Below are 16,317 nucleotides of genomic sequence, written 5' to 3'. Positions count from 1 at the left end.
GTCAGGCTACGAGCGTGACTGAGTGAAATCGGGGTATGCTTCAAGCCCACATTCACTTTGGTCAACGCCTTCATACTCTTCTTCTTCAGATACTCTTACACCAATGATGGCTTTAATCGCTAACCAAACAATTAAGCTAGTGACAAATACCCATACAAAGATGGTAAGCGCGCCGATGATCTGACCTGAGAAAGATGAGCCGTCGTTGGTGATTGGTACTAGTAACAAGCCCAATAGACCGACCACGCCGTGAACTGAAATCGCGCCCACTGGATCATCAATTTTAAGTTTGTCCAAGCCAACAATACTGAACACAACAAGAATTCCGCCTAGCGCACCAAAAATAGTTGCTTCAAGTGCTGAAGGTGTTGAAGGTTCTGCTGTAATGGCGACCAAACCCGCTAGTGCACCGTTTAAGGCCATTGTTAAATCAGCTTTGCCGTAAAGTATACGGGCAAGAATCAATGCAGCAACTGAACCGCCTGCGGCCGCTGCATTTGTATTCATAAATACAACAGCAACGGCATTTGCGGATTCAACTGATGCGGTTGCAAGCACAGAGCCACCGTTAAAACCAAACCAGCCCATCCATAAGATGAAAGTACCCAACGTTGCCAAGGGTAAATTCGCACCAGGAATCGCGTTGACTTTACCGTCTGCGGTATATTTACCCTTACGAGCGCCAAGCACTAATACACCTGCGAGCGCCGCCGCGGCTCCTGCCATATGAACGATACCCGAACCCGCAAAGTCACTAAATCCAAGATCACCCAGGGTATAAAGACCAAATACAGCTTCACCACCCCACGTCCATGAGCCTTCCATTGGATAAATGAATCCTGTCATAACAACCGCGAACAAAAGAAACGACCAAAGCTTCATGCGCTCTGCAACTGCGCCCGATACAATTGACATGGCTGTCGCAACAAACACAACCTGAAAGTAAAAGTCAGCGGAAGGTGCATATGTGGCTGGATCTTCGGCAACGCCTGTTGCACCGTCACCAGTTATACCGCTTAAAAAGAAGTCACCGCCATACATAATTGCATAGCCGCAAACCATATACATGATGCTGGCAATCGAATAAAGCGCGATGTTTTTAGTTAATATTTCTGTGGTGTTTTTTGCGCGAACTAAACCCGCTTCGAGCATAGCAAAACCGGCCGCCATCCACATGACGAACGCGCCGCAAATTAGGAAGTAAAAGGTATCAAGTGCATACCCAAGTTCGAATGTGATTTCCATTATTATTCTCCGTATTCGTTAACGCGTTAAAGTGCGTCTGTGTCAGCTTCACCGGTACGAATACGCACCGCTTGTTCCAGGTCATAAACAAAGACCTTACCATCACCAATTTTGCCGGTCTTAGCTGCGCCAACGATGGCTTCCACTAAACGTTCTACCTGATCGTCATTTATCGCAATTTCAAGTTTTACCTTCGGTAAAAAATCCACTTGATATTCAGCGCCGCGGTACAACTCTGTATGGCCTTTTTGTCGTCCAAAGCCCTTCACCTCAGTCACGGTTAATCCATCGATTCCGATTTCTGAGATAGCTTCACGAACATCATCGAGCTTAAACGGCTTAATGATTGCAGTGACTAGTTTCATAGATTGCTCCTGCTTGTGTTTGAATGTATTGAAAAGGGTTGTTCCTACCGCGAATCAATACAAAAGCAGTGCCAACACGATATTTGACTATTTTTCAGGGACTTAAAGGCAGAGAATATACTTTGATGTGATTTTGATGCACTAATGTTGTGCAATTGACCTATTTTGGTAAGGTGGGTTATTCATGCAAAATAGACGCAGTCTATTGAATCTGGTCATTGTTTTGCGCAAAGCTTAAAGCATCGTTATTTCGACTATACATTGTAGCTTTGGTGTTTTCGACCGTTCATAGGGTCTATATTCGCTGAGCGACACTGCGATTTATGTATCTGGTGATGATGGTGTAAATCACTATTGAATATAGGTTCGAGGCATTTGCCGCTGCGGTAAGTGCAAGGAGTTTTACAATCAAGCACCTACCCATGTGTCGTTACTCCACCCCAAATATCCAACCCTCTAACTTTTTTGCTTCATGCGGCATGCGCAATGATAAGGGATGGCGATTTTGACAAAACCATCTCAGGGCTGCCGAGGCAATAATGGCATCGCTTAGATGATCATTGAGCTCAGCTTCTAATTTAAGACTACCGCTATCAAAATTGCTAAGCACTTCGTTGAGCGTCGGTAAATCGCGAACTTTTTGGTTTCCAAAGCCTGCTTTTTTAATAAATAAGCGAGGATATATTTCGGTAACAACGACGCGCGCATCATGAATTTTTTGACCGTCAAAAGGCCAGAGCGCAAGCGTATCTGGGTAAAGCATTTTTAACTGACGAAGCATTCTCATACCAGCCAAGCCTCCTTTTCCGACTTGTTTCGCCCCAATAAGCTTAAAAGGACTTTCTGGGATCCCTAATCCTTGTTCAATAGAGGCCGTTTCGGTGTGTCTACGCAGGCTTTTCGCGCAAAACCATTGAGGCTGTTTGCCTGTCGTCCAAAAATCATTGACGTAGGGCTTGCATGACCAAAAGTTACCCGCGAAAAAGTTCGGATGTTCCAAGTTCATCTGTTCAACAGCCTTGTGTAGGTCCAGATAGCTTACATCTTTCCCAAACTGACGCCGCATGACTTCGGCGCAATACCCGAAATTGCAATCAATGCCAATTAAGGTGCGTGAAGTCGTGGATAAACGCGCTTTAATGAAATCGAATATGTCCGTGCGGGAAAGCTTTTCTAGACGTGCAGAAGGCGCGTCTGTTTGACCAGAGAAGCACGAAGCAAGCGAGATTGAAAATGACTTTTTAGGGGATTTAGCGCCTGACCAATCTACCCCAACATATTCGTCAAACTCGATGTTTTGCATCGCAATCGCACTCACAACTTATTGAAATTAAACAATTATGTTGTACGCCAGCATCCATTACCAGCCAAACAAGCGCTCGAAGAAATTACGTTCTTTCTTCGGCGCTTTTGGTGGGTTTCTCTCGAGTTCGGCGCAACCCTGTGCGTCTGACAAGCCGTCTGTTATTGCCGGAACGCTCATAATGTTGGGACACCCTGCCAGCATATGTTGACCGCTTGCGACATCAAAGTGCGCAATACTTAGCGTTTCAGGAAAGGCTCTGACCAGACTTTTTGGCGAGTTTTGCGCTTGAAACGCCATGAATACCGGTAAGGCGCCAGTCGCGCCCGACATATTAACAGGCGTATTGTCATCGTGACCAACCCAAACACTGGTCACTAAATTGCGATCGAAGCCTGCAAACCAACTATCTCGATAGTCATCTGTCGTGCCTGTTTTACCCGCCATATTTACGCGGCCAAATTGCTCACCGAGGGCACGCGCGGTGCCTTTTTTGGTGACCTGATGCAAGGCAAAATTCAACAAGTAGCTTGCATCAATATCGGCACGCTGCTGCGAAACCGCCTCACGTTCCCAAATTAACTGATTATCTGCCGTGGTGACAGAACTCAATGCATGCAGTGGTCTTAGCTCTCCTTGGTTACTGATCACTTGATAGATTTGGTTTACTTCAAGTGGCGAAAGCTCCACTGCGCCAAGCGCCAATGATGGCAAGGGCTTAACTGCTTTTTCGTAACCCAAGCGTTGTAAGGTTGCCGCAACCTCGTCAAAGCCCACAAGATTGGCCAAATTTACGCTGGGTACATTGTATGAATTCACAATCGCGTCTAATAAGCTCACTTCTCCTCTAAAGCTTTTATCGGCATTTTGCGGCTGCCATTTTTTACCCTCTTTGTCATCGTATTCCACCGGCTCGTCTGCAAGGCGTGTGGCTAAGTTAAACTCATACGCATTCTCTAACGCGGCCAGATAGACCACCGGTTTCATTAAAGAGCCTATTTGTCTGTATCCATTTAACGCGCGATTAAAACCTGCAAACTGCGCTCGCTTCCCGCCTACAATGGCACGTATCTCGCCACTAGAGATGTCGCTGACAACCATTGCCCCTTCAATATTGGGCAAGTTCCGTGCTTGCGATTTTTGCTCAAGCGTACTTATTAATGCGTTTTCAGCTCGAAGCTGCGCATTAACATCTAATGTAGTAAACACCTTTACGCCAGCTAATCGCTCGCTTGAATCGGGTACAACCGAAAACAGCTCATCTCTAACTTTGTCCATAAATGCAGGGTGCTGGCCAGAGGCCAAACTGGGGCTTGATGAAGTCACAAGCGGTTTTGCAATGGCGCTTTGATACTCGCTAGCACTCAAATACTGCTCATCGAACAAAATACGCAGCACTAAATTACGACGCTCTAGCGAACGGTCTTTTTGTCGCTTAGGGTGATAGAAAGACGGGCCTTTTACCATCCCGACCAATGTTGCAATTTCAACTAGCTCAAGCTCTTGTAAAGGTTTGTTGAAATAGAAATGGCTTGCTAAGCCAAAGCCATGCACAGCGACTTTGCCGTTTTGACCTAAAAAGACTTCGTTGATATAGGCATTTAAAATTTCATCTTTGCTATAGCGGGCATCTATGACTAAAGCCATCGCCGCTTCTCTGAGCTTTCGAACATAACTTCGTTCACGACTAAGATATAAATTCTTAACCAGTTGCTGTGTCAGTGTGCTCCCGCCTTGAACGGTGCGACCGGCGCTTATGTTGGCAAATAAAGCACGCAATATCGCCAGCGGTGCAACGCCATGATGCTTATAAAAGTTTTTATCTTCTACTTCTATCAGTGCTATTTTCAGCATATCTGGGATATCGCTGTCTTGCATCAACATCCTATCTTCCGACAAGCCGCCCACCAATCGTGAAATGAGCCATGGCTCTAGGAGAACAGAGCGTGCGTTTTGATTGTCGTCAAGCAGCGCAATTTGGCTGATACGTAGCCCTTGCCAATCAATTTTGAGCCGTCGCTCAGGTGCAGTTAGCGCGCCATACTGAAATGCCCGCCTGTAAATAGAGAGGATATCTTTGCCGATGCTGTATTCACCCACATCGTCGGCAGTAGCGACCTGCCTATAGCCAAGAAGCTTTAGCTCATCTTGTATTTCCTCAATGCTGATTTCTTGTTTAAGAGAAAGCCGCAAGGGCCGTGCATAGATTTGTGCAGGCACTTCCCATTTATGTCCGGCAAAGTGGTGTTTGACTTGTGCGTCAATATATATGAGATAGCTTACGCTAAGCACAATAAAAACCGTTACAAGCTTCCAAAAGTGGCGTTTGAACCATCTAAAGGGGGCAAAAAGTAATGATGACATTTTCAAACTGAGTAAGATCCTTTATTTACATCTATGTTTAATTTTGCGCATTGTTTGAGCTTAGGGCTTTTCCAGAGGGAGGGGCGGAGCTTTGAAAGCCGCTGTGAACCCATCCATGGGCGCTCGGCGAAATCGTCCATGATTTCGACGCTTTCAAAGCTCCGCCCCTCCCTCTGGAAAAGCCCTAAGTTCAAAGTGAATTTATAGGCAATACACCCAATTGCATCGTTCAATAAACTGCTACCTTAGTCGAAAACTGTAGACTTTAATCAGGCAGGCGCATAGGCTAAAAGTTCAAGGTCTTGAGCTGACTCAAAGGGTGAGTTTAGCATCATCAAACGAATGGCAGAACATCATTGGAAAAACTATGAAGATAAAGATTGATTTAGAGTTAAGCCCAGCAGAAGCGCGAGAGATGTTTGGACTACCGGATTTTAGCGAGCTGCATCAAAACATCACAGCAGACATGTTAAAGCAGTGCCAACAAGACCCGCAGATGGCTTTTGAGACATTAATAAGACCGGCTATGGAACAGGGTATGTCAGGTTTTGCTGCTTATCAAAACTTAATGTCCAATCTTATGTCTGGCGGGATGGGGAGCAGTTCGGGCAGTGGCAAAAGCGACAAGAAATAGAAAATATCCTCGATAAGGAGTGACAAGGCATGGGCACTGACGAAAACGAAATTTTAGGCTATCTCGATAAATACGCCAGCGTATTTAACTCCATGGCACAAGAAATTCTTACCCGCGCAGGCAAAGAGGGTGCAGATAGTTTTCCTAATCCTTTTAGCCAAGAGCGATTTGAAGAATTACTGAAGGGTGAAACGAAAGTAGATGTAAACCGACTGATGCAGCACCAATTTGATTACATGCAAAAGCAAAACGAACTATGGCAACAGGCAAGCAAAGTCATGATGGGGCAAGCTGCAGACGACGCTGAAAATAAGAGTGGGTCAAATGATCAGACAAAGAAACGCAAAGATAGACGTTTTTCACATCAGCAGTGGGATGAAAACCCTATTTTTAACTACATCAAAGAAAGCTATCTGATTAATTCAGAAATGATGACGAATATGGTTGATAGCATTGAGTTTGCCGACCCAAAACACAAGCGGCAGGCCAAATTTTATACTCGCCAATATGTAAACTCCTTATCTCCGACCAATTTTGTATTGACCAACCCTGATGTCTGCGAAGAAATTCTCGCAACAAAAGGACAGTCTTTAATGAAAGGCATGCAGGCCTATCTTGAAGATTTAGAAGAAAGTCCGCTAGAAGCCTTAAAAATGCGCCAAACCGATGCGAATGCTTTCACTATTGGCGAGAACTTAGCTTATACAGCGGGCAAAGTGGTTTATCGCAATGAGCTTATTGAACTCATTCACTACACGTCTACCACAAAGACTCAACATACCCTTCCTATGTTGATTACGCCGCCATTCATTAATAAATACTACGTTCTTGACCTTGAGGAAAAGAAATCACTGGCAAAAGGCTTACTTGACAGCGGGCATAATGTATTCATGATTTCGTGGGTCAATGCAGACGCTGAGCTGTCAGATAATGACTTTTTTGACTACATGCGCAAAGGCCCGCTCACAGCTATTGAAGTAATAAAGCGTATTACGGGACAAAAGCAGGTCAACCTGACAGGTTTTTGTGTAGGCGGCACACTATCGGCAGTGACTACCGCTTATTTATGCGGTTTAAAAGACGAGAGTATCGCTTCACTCACATTGCTGACTACCCTACTTGATTTTTCTGAGCCTGGCGAAGTGGGCAATTACTTCAGTCAAGATATGCTGCCTATTATTGAGCAAAACGCGGAGATGAAGGGCGTGTTTGACGGGCGCATTATCGCTATGAGCTTTAGCTTGTTGCGCGAAAACTCCTTATTCTGGTCGTTTTTTATCGACAATTATTTAAAAGGCAAAGACCCCGCGCCTTTTGATATTTTATATTGGAACAGTGACTCAACCAATATTCCTGCTGCTTGCTTCAAACAATACCTGCGTATGACCTATTGGGAAAATAGACTCATTGAGCCGGGCGCCATTGTTGTTGACGGTATGCCCATCGACTTAGCTAATATTGATGTACCCACCTACTTCTTGAGCACGGTAGCAGACCATATCGTCCTATGGAAAGGCGCGTACGAAGGCACCAAACATGTGACTGGCGATACGCGATTTGTTCTTGCTGGCTCTGGCCATATTGCAGGCGTGATCAACCCTATCGACGGCGGAAAATATCCACACTTTGTAAACGAAGAGATTTGCGAAACGGCAGAGCAGTGGCTCGCAGGCACCACAGAAAAAGCCGGTTCCTGGTGGCACGACTGGCACAAATGGCTGAAACCTCAAGCAGGCAAGCGAAAGTCCGCAGTCGCGCCTGGCTCGCAAGAAGACTTCCCTAGCATTTGCGATGCACCCGGTGAATACGTGCGCAAGCGCCTAGAATAATGACTACCTTTTAGGTCGCCTTTATCAAAAAAAAGAGCTAAGTGCTCTTTTTTTGTATGCTTTAGTCCCTATGGTATGTTTGACCTTTAAATGATTTGTAGCATCAACACGCAGAGGTACATGATTTTAGTGTACACTTGCATAGTCAATAAAGACTGCGCAGCTATTTGCGGTGCGTCTAATTAAAGGAACTTGGCTTGATTACTATAAAAAAATATCCAAATCGCAGACTGTACGACACAACAAAAAGCCAATATGTGAACCTTGAATATATTAAAAACTTAATCAATGATCGTGAAGAGTTTAGTATTGTCGACTCGAAAAGCGGCGACGATATTACTAAAAGCGTATTACTACAGATTATAAGCGAGTCTGAAACCAATGAGCATCAATCATTGTTAACAGATGCCCTCCTCAAAAGCCTCATACGATTTTATGATAGCGACATGCAGGTCTTCGTGCGTCAGTATTTAGAACAAAGCCTTGTTCAGTTTATCGAGCAGCAAGATAAAGTACAGGGTATGATGCAAAACATGGTCGACAATTCCCCTATCGGAATGTTTACTAAAATGATGGAAAAGAATATGGAGGCTTGGAAGTACGACAAAAGTCGCAATAAATAATAAAATTATATAAATCAATACGTTAAGCCCAAACCATCTCTAAAGCTCGTTCTAATTTGAAAAAATGTTGCACTGCAACAAAAAAGTTCTTGATCTTTTCCTCTCATTGTCTATTATTTGAACATCAGCGATGTTGCAGCGCAGCAAAATGTGATTTCGCACTTTTTAATATTCAATGAGGTCAAAATAATGTTTGGTAACTTTTCACAACAATTGAAAAAATCCACAAAGCCAGCCAGTACTTTGCTCGAAATGAATGCGAAAACCTTAGAGCTTGTATCTAAGCAGCAAACCGTTTTCTTTTCAGGCGTCATGTCAGACAGCGTTAAGCTTGTTGAAACTTTGAGCGATCAAACCGAGCTAAAAGGCATGATTGCCGCTCACTCAGTATATGCTGAGTCCGTAAGAGAACGTTTAACCAGTGCATCAAAGTCAACCTACGGCGCAATCTCTGAAATGAGTAATGAAATGGCGGGCGTAGTGAAGAGCACCCTTGCAGATGTGAGCGAAGACGCCAAAACAGTAGTTACCACAGCCGTTGAAAGTGCAAAGAGCGCTGCAAGTCCAGTTGCTAAAAAGCCAGCAGTAAAAAAGGCAGCACCGAAAAAAACAGCGGCAAAAAAAGCGCCAGCCAAGCAGGCAGCATCTAAAGCTGAGGTGAAAACCGCAGCAGCACCTGTAAAAGCAAAGCCAACGACGAAAAAACCAGTTGCAAAGAAAGCAGTTGCAGCTAAAACAGTGACAGCGCAAGCCACACCACCCGTTGTCGAGAAGCCAGTTGCAAAAAAACCTGCAGCAACGCCCATTTCAGCGCCTAAAAAAGCACTTGCTAAAAAGGCGGCTCCTAAGAAAAAAGTTGCTGAACTCAGTCCTGCTGACGTAAAAGCAGATAGTTCAAAGAAAGCCTAAACTAAGTAAAATTAAACACTTAACTAAAGTAAAACACCCGGAGATAACACTATGTTAGAACAAATCAACGAACAACTTAAAGAGTCGCTTAAGCCTGTAACTGAACTGGCTACGCTTAACATGAACACTTTGCAAGAGCTTGCTGAAAAGCAAAACGCGCTTTTCACCACTTTATTGTCAAGCGGCGTATCATTCGCAGAAACCGCAGCTCAACAAAAAGACGTAATGAGCCTAGCAGAAGCGCAGAAAGCGTATCTAGAAACCTTACAGCAAACTATCACTGAATCAGCTAAAGAAACCTATACTTTAGTGAGTGGCGCTCAGCAAAAAGCGGGCGCAATGCTCAAAGATATCAGCGAAGAAGTGACGTCTAAAGTGACAGCTGCCGCTAAGTAATATTATCTTCCTTTTAAAGGAACACAGCCGCTTTAATGTGCTAGCATCGATGATAAGTTGATGCTGTTAAAAACTCTAATCAACAGGTTCTTGATTGGAGTTTTTTTTTCCGCGAAGTTGAAGAAACACCGTGATTGGAGTAGTAAAATGAATTATCAGGCTTATGACTATCTTGCCCGCAGTGGCCAAATGATGAACGAAGGCTTGAGCATTGTAAGTGACCTTGTATCACATCCCTCCAACCCTTTCTCGTATACTTGGTCGGGCCGTTTGACCAAAGCCAGCCTTGAAACCGCAATGCGTGTAACAAGGCGATATGATAAGCTCGGATTTAATATCGACGAAATCACCATTGCCGCGAAAAAATATCGGGTGAGCGAAGAGGTGGTGATGAGCAAAGCGTTTTGTGATCTTATGCACTTTAAAACCATCGGTCACACAGACAAAGATAAAGTGCTGCTAGTCGCGCCCTTATCTGGCCATCATGCGACGCTTTTAAAAGGAACAGTTGAGGCACTTCTCCCGGAGCATGAAGTGTACATTACCGACTGGGCGGATGCGCGCGAAGTACCGCTTGAGGAAGGGCCTTTCTCCTTCGACTGCTATGTTTCTTACCTCATTGATTTTCTAAATTTCTTAGGCGAAGACACGCACATGATAGCGATTTGCCAGCCAACCGTTCAGGCACTCATTGCCACTGCAGTGATGGCAGAAGAAAACAACAAAAACACACCTGTGTCTCTAACCTTAATGGCTGGACCACTTGATACTAGCCAAAACCCAACCCGGGTAAATGAGTTTGCGCATCGTCATCCCATGTCTTGGTACAAAAATGTGGCGATTATGCAAGTGCCGGTGGGATATCCGGGCGAAGGACGACAGGTTTACCCTGGCTTTATGCAACTGGGTGGATTCATATCAATGAATCAGAAAACCCATATGAAAAAATACGTAAACTTCTTCCAAAACCTTTTGTTCGGAGAAGATGAAGATGCCGATAGATTCCGTGCCTTTTACGATGAGTATATGGCCGTGCTTGATATGCCAGCGGAATTTTATTTAGAGACCATTGAACGCATATTCAAGAATAATGAAATTGCAAACGGCTCAATTACCTATCAAGGAAAGCCTGTCAATTTCGACGCCATCAACAACACCGCTTTGCTAACCGTAGAAGGCGCAAATGATGATATATGCGGGCTAGGGCAAACCGAAGCTGCTCAAGATATTTGTCGCAGCATTCCTAAAAAGATGCGAAAACATCACGTTCAACCTGGCGCCGGGCACTACGGTATTTTCAGCGGTTCGATGTATCGTAAAAACATTCGCCCCATTGTGACTGAGTTTATCAATAAGTATGCTAAATAACCTGAATCCTGTTTAAGAAACGGCGCTCAGTACCGCTAGAATTGCGAATTACTGCCTTGCAAAAGCCAGCAATAGAATAACTATTACGTGACTTTTGCGCCTTGTATTTCACAATTATAGCAGCACTGAGTGTAAAAATTAATTTAGGCATGTAAAACAATCGCTTGCACCATTCCTTAAACAGGATTCAGGTTAATAGTGCGCCTTTCATTGCGGTTGATGTCGGCAAATATGCAGTTCTATTGTAGGTTTATGCGCCATCCAAACCCTGCTGGTCGTAAAACGAATAAGCGCGCATCACAACCAGACTCCTTGCCAATATTGAGCGCCATACCTTTCTTAGAAATGCGGCTGTAGCAATCGCTATGCATGGAAGCAAACCCAATGCTGTTGCAATGTTCTACGGAGTCTTTGGCGTGCTTGGTGCAGTAACGTATGGATTTGGGCATCTTGCGAAAATTGGATAAGTCATAAATACCTAATCATGCTTCGCTAGTGAATTCAGCGTAAATGTTTGGTGGTACTTGCTGTTCTAAGCGCAATTGAAAGGTAATGGGTTCTGACTGAGCGCGATAGCTATGTGATTTATAGTTTGCCCCGCCAATGTAAATATATGGCTGAACGACTCCATCGATCTCTTTAAATTTGCGAACAAATAAATGCAATACATATCCGTTTTTCTGATGTTCTATGATTTCTCTTCCAAGTCCTTTATCAGGGCGGCTCGAATTAGGACTGTCCCACTGCATTCGAGTCCTTGAGATAAATTTGTCCTTATATGCGATATCGTCTTCATCTTTGTGCAGAGCTATAAACAAAAACAGGTTGTTCCCATGCTTATAAACACCCTGTCCTCTAAATGCACTATGCTTTTTGCTTAGCAGGCCCTCGTTGGACGCTTAAGAACTCTCCATCACGAACGATTACAGCAGCAACGACTTCAATTGATTTCATAGGAACTTAATCTTTTTTGCCAGGATAATATGACGATGTCTTTTTGTCTAATGCAGGTCACAAGCAATATCTGCACTAATCACTTTGTAATTCTGCTGGCGCCAAGCTTAAACCCTCCTCTGTAAAGCAACTTACTCACAATAGATAAACGAGGGTCCGTATTACCTCGCTCTATGTCACGCAATGTTTTGTCAGATATGCCGCAAAATTTGGCAAAATCACTTTGGGTCATACAGTAGAGTTCGGTTCTAATCATTCTTATCGCTTGCCCGATAGTCGCTTCGCCTGAGTTAAGCGCGCGTTCAATTTTATCGAATTTTTCAATACGCTCTTCATAAAGTGATTTAGTCATACAATAAACCCATTTGTTTAAGGCGAGCCTCGGTGTTTTTAAACCCAATTGCAGGAAACTCAATGATTTCAATTGGGCAGCCGTGGGTTTTAAGTGAGTTTGGTAAATCTAATAGCTTATTGGCGAGGCTATTTAGAAAATCAATAAGCACCCGTGGTTTGCAAAATGCATCTAGATGTTGGGCAACATCTATAAAGTTAACTTTGCCAGCCATTTCACAGTTTGCGCCCCATTTAAATAGCCGCGTCACCATTTCAGGATCGGCTTTCATGGGCGCAAAGTCATAAATTGGCGCAAAGCAAATGTCGGACTCTCTTTTCAGAAAGGAAATATTTCGACCGTGGTTATCAGAGTTGCCATACACCAAGTTGAGTAAGTCTCTGCTCACATATTGCTTAATAAACTCGTCACTGCTCATCCTTGTTGATGGCTGAATTTTAGTCCAAATAGACTCAATCACTTCAAAATGGTCTTGATAACTTCCAGCTGCTGCATCTAACATGGAGTAGATGCTCTCCACACCGACCCGATGGGCTAGCCCCTCTTTTATCTCGACGTCAAAACGAGGCAGCCAGAGGCTTACCTGCCCCTCGTGCTCAAGTGTCAACATATTGTCAACATCAATGGTTGCAATCGTAGTATCTGCTAGCACATCATTTAGTGAGCGATAATAACTGCCTTCGGCCTTAAGTATTTGATTGTCTCGCTCGGTGCACTCGTTTCTGGCAAATTTTGTGAGGTATGGTTTTGCATTCAATGGCTTTCCAGCAAAATCGCCGTCTATATACACACGTTTGCTGCTTTTACTCGCTGCTTTAGCGCACTCTTCAACCATGAGGAGTAGCTTTGGTGCAACGCCGCCAGCACCTGTGGCACCGCATACTGCCGCACCTTGCTCATTTGCATATTCTAAAAAATCATACTGAAGCTGCACAACGTCTTTAATCGAAAACCTTTGACTTTGATTTACTTCTTGCGAGTCCTTTTCTGTTTTTATTCGCAGATTTCCGATGGGCGAGGCGCATGCATTTGCGAGTAACTTTAGGTTTTGCGTAAACTCATCGTCTCTAGAAGCATCGAGATAATTTAACCACCATTGCCTAGATTTGCCCGCTGGTAAAAGGTCATCAAACAGAGCAGGCCATCTTGCAAAGTCAGCAGGATTGATTGTCACCGGTGCATTTACGCTACATGCCCAACAGTCTATAGCGTCGTAGCTTGGGCAATTTGCTAAGTAAGCATGCGTGTAGGAAATGGTCACTCTGCCTGCGGCATCCGTATCGTAAAAGCAGACTTCTGCGGCATCATGCCACTGTGCGTTGTTGTATAGCTGGAGACTCAATTTTTGCATGCCGTATCGTCCGCGTGACTTCCAAACACAACATTCGGTAGTTTGTTACTTAATGATAGCAATATTAGCATACATTCGGTAACAAACTACTTTTATACTTAGCTCAGGTTTTCATTAACGAAATCAAACTACCGATATTGGTCTTTGGGCACAGATGCATAGTATCCTTATCATCGTGAATGAGTTCATCAATAAATACGCAAAGTAGCGAGCGCTCCATGACGCTTCATCTCGTAATACGACGATCATGTGAAAAGTTGTGTTGCCTTGATGAACTAACTTGCTTACAGTTTATCTATTACTTAGCTTGCCCATAAAACTAAGGAATGTTTTGATAAAGCTGAACCAATTTTTTACATGTGCTGCACTATCTTTGTTTGCTATTCAATCAATGGCGGACGAGCTGCAGCAGTACATAGAAGAGCAACGCCAATCATTTTCATCTTGTCTAGCCGAAAAAGCGTCAGACGCTATCGACGCTGGCGTTAGCCAAGCTCGAGTGGAAAAAGAATTTGCGTCGCTCAACTTTGTTCCACGCGTGATTGAGTTAGACCGCTCTCAACCTGAGTTTGTCTCTACTTTCCCCGACTACTTTAGTAAGCGCGTTAATGAGTGGCGAATAACAAAAGGCAAAGAAAAGTATGAACAGTACAAACCTTTTTTAGCGCAACTCACTCAAAAATACGGGGTCCCCGGCCATTACATCATTTCTTTCTGGGGCTTAGAAACCAATTACGGCGGCTACAAAGGAAAGATGTCGACGCTCGACTCATTAGCGACACTAGCCTGCGAACCTCGTCGAGCCAGTTTTTTCACGCAAGAGCTGTTTTTAGCGCTTAAACTTATGGACAGAGAAGAGCTCAGCAAAGAACAGATGCTAGGTTCATGGGCAGGCGCCATGGGCCACACGCAGTTTATGCCCACCGCCTATACCAATTATGCCATTGATGGTGACGGCGACGGTAAAGTGAATTTATGGGAAAGCGAGAAGGATGCCCTAGCCTCTGCCGCTCATTTTTTATGGCGCTTAGGATGGACGCCCGGATTACGATGGGGTCGTGAAGTGGTTTTGCCTGAAAATTTCGACTACACCTTAGCGGGCGGTAACAAGAAGACTTTAAGCCAATGGTCCAAGCTTGGAATAACGCTGCCGAGTGCCGAAGCCCTGCCTGATTCAGATATTGAAGCGGGCCTGTTGGTCCCAGCAGGCGCTGAGGGCCCGGCCTTTTTGACCTATGCTAACTTTAAAACCATATTACGATGGAACAACTCTCAGTTTTACGGGATCGCAGTAGGACAATTAGCAAACCGTATTGCTGGTGGTGCAGGCTTATCAGCGGCATTACCAGAACTGCCGACTTATAGCATTACGCAAATGGCGCAAGTACAGCGCAAGCTAAATACCCTGGGTTTTGATGTAGGCGGCGCGGACGGCATTATCGGTCCAGCCACACGGGCTGGACTGAGAGCTTTTCAACGAGAGAATGGCTTAATTGCTGATGGCTTCCCATCTAATGCGACAATAGAAAAACTGAACGCCATGTAAGCATGTATTCAGGCAGGTGCCTTAATACATATGCTGGCCACCATTGATGGATAAAGTAGAGCCAGTAATAAAGCCCGATTCATCGTCAACTAAAAAGGCAACACTGTTCGCAATGTCTTCTGGTTTGCCCAAACGACCCACCGGAATAGTACGGATAATTTTTGCGAGCACATCTTCCGGTACCGCTCTGACCATGTCAGTATCGACATAGCCAGGCGCAATAGCGTTGACCGTAATGCCTTTACCCGCGCCTTCTAATGCCAGTGCTTTTGTAAAGCCGTGGATCCCAGATTTAGCTGCCGCATAGTTGACTTGTCCATACTGACCCGCCTGACCATTTACCGAGCCAACGTTAATGATGCGTCCAAACTGACGCTCTCGCATCCCCTCAATAACGGCGCGGCATGTATTGAAACATGAAGCTAAATTGGTCTGAATGACGGCATCCCATTGTTCAAATGTCATTCTATGCATGGTGCCATCGCGTGTAATGCCTGCGTTGTTGACGAGTACATCTACAGGCCCGTACTCATCTTCAATTGACGCAATCGCGCTTTGCACGGCTTCAAAATCTGAAACATCAAACTTTATTGCTGGAATGGATGTTCTTGAAGTGAATTCAGCAGCCTTTGTGTCATTGCCACCGTAGTTTGCGACTACCGTATATCCTTTTGCCTTTAATGTGGTGCATATTGCTTCACCAATACCGCGTGTGCCGCCTGTCACTAACGCTACTCTTGCCATAACCACTGTTCCTTATTAATGTGCTAAATAAACGTGCTCAGTACCGTTTATATCGCGTTTACGAAATAGTTGTTATTCGACTTTAGTGTATTAGTTGGACGAACGAAAGGAAGAATGCACTTTAGTTTAGGCTAGAAACACCATCACGGGCACAGACTCTGGCCCTTGATTTAATACTTGCTCTAGATCAGCGTCGGTAAAGCCAGCATTGGTTAGGGCGGTGTATGCAATTTGCCTTGCGATGAGGGTTTGGCTAGTATCGCAATAAGTAACTATAGCTTTTTCGATGTATGCGTTCATAATGCAAGAAAAATGTATAAGACCATAGTCTTAT

At 44.4% G+C, this 16,317-nt stretch carries 16 protein-coding genes; 7 read left to right on the top strand and 9 right to left on the bottom strand.

Annotation, left to right across the window (positions count from 1 at the left end):
* Positions 1-6 precede the first annotated feature (6 nt).
* The 4 genes from PN836_RS15660 to mrcB all read right to left on the bottom strand — a co-directional run bounded on the left by PN836_RS15660 (position 7) and on the right by mrcB (position 5,277).
* Complete coding sequence (locus PN836_RS15660; protein WP_395339993.1) at positions 7-1,245, bottom strand: ammonium transporter; 1,239 nt, start codon at positions 1,243-1,245, stop codon at positions 7-9.
* A 26-nt stretch (positions 1,246-1,271) separates the two neighbouring features.
* Positions 1,272-1,610 carry a P-II family nitrogen regulator gene (gene glnK, locus PN836_RS15655; protein WP_395339990.1) on the bottom strand — a complete coding sequence of 113 codons (339 nt, stop codon included), beginning with the start codon at positions 1,608-1,610 and terminating at the stop codon, positions 1,272-1,274.
* A 430-nt stretch (positions 1,611-2,040) separates the two neighbouring features.
* Positions 2,041-2,913, bottom strand: a complete 873-nt coding sequence (locus tag PN836_RS15650; RefSeq protein ID WP_395339987.1) for a hypothetical protein — start codon at positions 2,911-2,913, stop codon at positions 2,041-2,043.
* Positions 2,914-2,970: 57 nt separating this feature from the next.
* Complete coding sequence (gene mrcB / locus PN836_RS15645; RefSeq protein WP_395345703.1) at positions 2,971-5,277, bottom strand: penicillin-binding protein 1B; 2,307 nt, start codon at positions 5,275-5,277, stop codon at positions 2,971-2,973.
* Between the two features lie 367 nt (positions 5,278-5,644).
* Here mrcB and PN836_RS15640 point away from each other — a divergent pair, with 367 nt between their 5' ends.
* The 6 genes from PN836_RS15640 (at position 5,645) to PN836_RS15615 (ending at position 11,036) form a co-directional block, all read left to right on the top strand.
* Positions 5,645-5,911 (top strand): DUF6489 family protein, encoded by a 267-nt coding sequence (locus PN836_RS15640; protein WP_395339984.1) that lies wholly within the window; start codon positions 5,645-5,647, stop codon positions 5,909-5,911.
* Between the two features lie 29 nt (positions 5,912-5,940).
* Positions 5,941-7,740 (top strand): PHA/PHB synthase family protein, encoded by a 1,800-nt coding sequence (locus PN836_RS15635; protein WP_395339981.1) that lies wholly within the window; start codon positions 5,941-5,943, stop codon positions 7,738-7,740.
* A gap of 197 nt (positions 7,741-7,937) precedes the next feature.
* The gene (gene phaR / locus PN836_RS15630) at positions 7,938-8,363 is read left to right on the top strand and encodes a polyhydroxyalkanoate synthesis repressor PhaR (protein ID WP_395339978.1); all 426 of its coding nucleotides are present in this window, start codon (positions 7,938-7,940) and stop codon (positions 8,361-8,363) included.
* 189 nt (positions 8,364-8,552) lie between these two features.
* Positions 8,553-9,272, top strand: coding sequence for a phasin family protein (locus PN836_RS15625; RefSeq protein ID WP_395339976.1), 720 nt, complete (start codon positions 8,553-8,555; stop codon positions 9,270-9,272).
* Positions 9,273-9,323: 51 nt separating this feature from the next.
* Positions 9,324-9,668 carry a phasin family protein gene (locus PN836_RS15620; protein ID WP_395339974.1) on the top strand — a complete coding sequence of 115 codons (345 nt, stop codon included), beginning with the start codon at positions 9,324-9,326 and terminating at the stop codon, positions 9,666-9,668.
* Positions 9,669-9,815: 147 nt separating this feature from the next.
* On the top strand, positions 9,816-11,036 hold the full coding sequence (locus tag PN836_RS15615) for a polyhydroxyalkanoate depolymerase (RefSeq protein ID WP_395339972.1): 1,221 nt from the start codon (positions 9,816-9,818) through the stop codon (positions 11,034-11,036).
* A 482-nt stretch (positions 11,037-11,518) separates the two neighbouring features.
* Here the strand turns inward: PN836_RS15615 and PN836_RS15610 are convergent, their stop codons facing one another.
* The 3 genes from PN836_RS15610 to PN836_RS15600 form a co-directional block, all read right to left on the bottom strand.
* On the bottom strand, positions 11,519-11,854 hold the full coding sequence (locus PN836_RS15610) for a DUF3427 domain-containing protein (RefSeq protein WP_395339969.1): 336 nt from the start codon (positions 11,852-11,854) through the stop codon (positions 11,519-11,521).
* 215 nt (positions 11,855-12,069) lie between these two features.
* A complete protein-coding gene (locus tag PN836_RS15605) occupies positions 12,070-12,342 on the bottom strand; it encodes a helix-turn-helix domain-containing protein (RefSeq protein WP_395339968.1) in 273 nt (90 codons plus the stop codon).
* The gene (locus PN836_RS15600) at positions 12,335-13,693 is read right to left on the bottom strand and encodes a type II toxin-antitoxin system HipA family toxin (RefSeq protein ID WP_395339965.1); all 1,359 of its coding nucleotides are present in this window, start codon (positions 13,691-13,693) and stop codon (positions 12,335-12,337) included. The genes PN836_RS15605 and PN836_RS15600 overlap by 8 nt, the downstream gene beginning before the upstream one ends.
* Before the next feature lie 331 nt (positions 13,694-14,024).
* Here PN836_RS15600 and PN836_RS15595 point away from each other — a divergent pair, with 331 nt between their 5' ends.
* Positions 14,025-15,239 (top strand): lytic murein transglycosylase, encoded by a 1,215-nt coding sequence (locus tag PN836_RS15595; protein ID WP_395339963.1) that lies wholly within the window; start codon positions 14,025-14,027, stop codon positions 15,237-15,239.
* Between the two features lie 21 nt (positions 15,240-15,260).
* Here the strand turns inward: PN836_RS15595 and phbB are convergent, their stop codons facing one another.
* Complete coding sequence (gene phbB / locus PN836_RS15590; RefSeq protein ID WP_395339962.1) at positions 15,261-15,983, bottom strand: acetoacetyl-CoA reductase; 723 nt, start codon at positions 15,981-15,983, stop codon at positions 15,261-15,263.
* A gap of 126 nt (positions 15,984-16,109) precedes the next feature.
* Positions 16,110-16,283 (bottom strand): hypothetical protein, encoded by a 174-nt coding sequence (locus PN836_RS15585; protein ID WP_395339959.1) that lies wholly within the window; start codon positions 16,281-16,283, stop codon positions 16,110-16,112.
* Positions 16,284-16,317: the final 34 nt, after the last annotated feature.

This window comes from Ningiella algicola, assembly GCF_028401415.2.
Classification (GTDB): domain Bacteria; phylum Pseudomonadota; class Gammaproteobacteria; order Enterobacterales; family Alteromonadaceae; genus Glaciecola.
Note: the sequence above shows the minus strand (reverse complement) of the source record. Positions and strands in the feature narration are given on the sequence as shown.

Coding starts and splice junctions, on each gene's coding strand:
- PN836_RS15660 (WP_395339993.1), bottom strand. CDS start 1,245: ATGGAAATCACATTCGAACTTGGGTATGCACTTGATACCTTTTACTTC.
- glnK (WP_395339990.1), bottom strand. CDS start 1,610: ATGAAACTAGTCACTGCAATCATTAAGCCGTTTAAGCTCGATGATGTT.
- PN836_RS15650 (WP_395339987.1), bottom strand. CDS start 2,913: ATGCAAAACATCGAGTTTGACGAATATGTTGGGGTAGATTGGTCAGGC.
- mrcB (WP_395345703.1), bottom strand. CDS start 5,277: ATGTCATCATTACTTTTTGCCCCCTTTAGATGGTTCAAACGCCACTTT.
- PN836_RS15640 (WP_395339984.1), top strand. CDS start 5,645: ATGAAGATAAAGATTGATTTAGAGTTAAGCCCAGCAGAAGCGCGAGAG.
- PN836_RS15635 (WP_395339981.1), top strand. CDS start 5,941: ATGGGCACTGACGAAAACGAAATTTTAGGCTATCTCGATAAATACGCC.
- PN836_RS15625 (WP_395339976.1), top strand. CDS start 8,553: ATGTTTGGTAACTTTTCACAACAATTGAAAAAATCCACAAAGCCAGCC.
- PN836_RS15620 (WP_395339974.1), top strand. CDS start 9,324: ATGTTAGAACAAATCAACGAACAACTTAAAGAGTCGCTTAAGCCTGTA.
- PN836_RS15615 (WP_395339972.1), top strand. CDS start 9,816: ATGAATTATCAGGCTTATGACTATCTTGCCCGCAGTGGCCAAATGATG.
- PN836_RS15605 (WP_395339968.1), bottom strand. CDS start 12,342: ATGACTAAATCACTTTATGAAGAGCGTATTGAAAAATTCGATAAAATT.
- PN836_RS15600 (WP_395339965.1), bottom strand. CDS start 13,693: ATGCAAAAATTGAGTCTCCAGCTATACAACAACGCACAGTGGCATGAT.
- phbB (WP_395339962.1), bottom strand. CDS start 15,983: ATGGCAAGAGTAGCGTTAGTGACAGGCGGCACACGCGGTATTGGTGAA.
- PN836_RS15585 (WP_395339959.1), bottom strand. CDS start 16,283: ATGAACGCATACATCGAAAAAGCTATAGTTACTTATTGCGATACTAGC.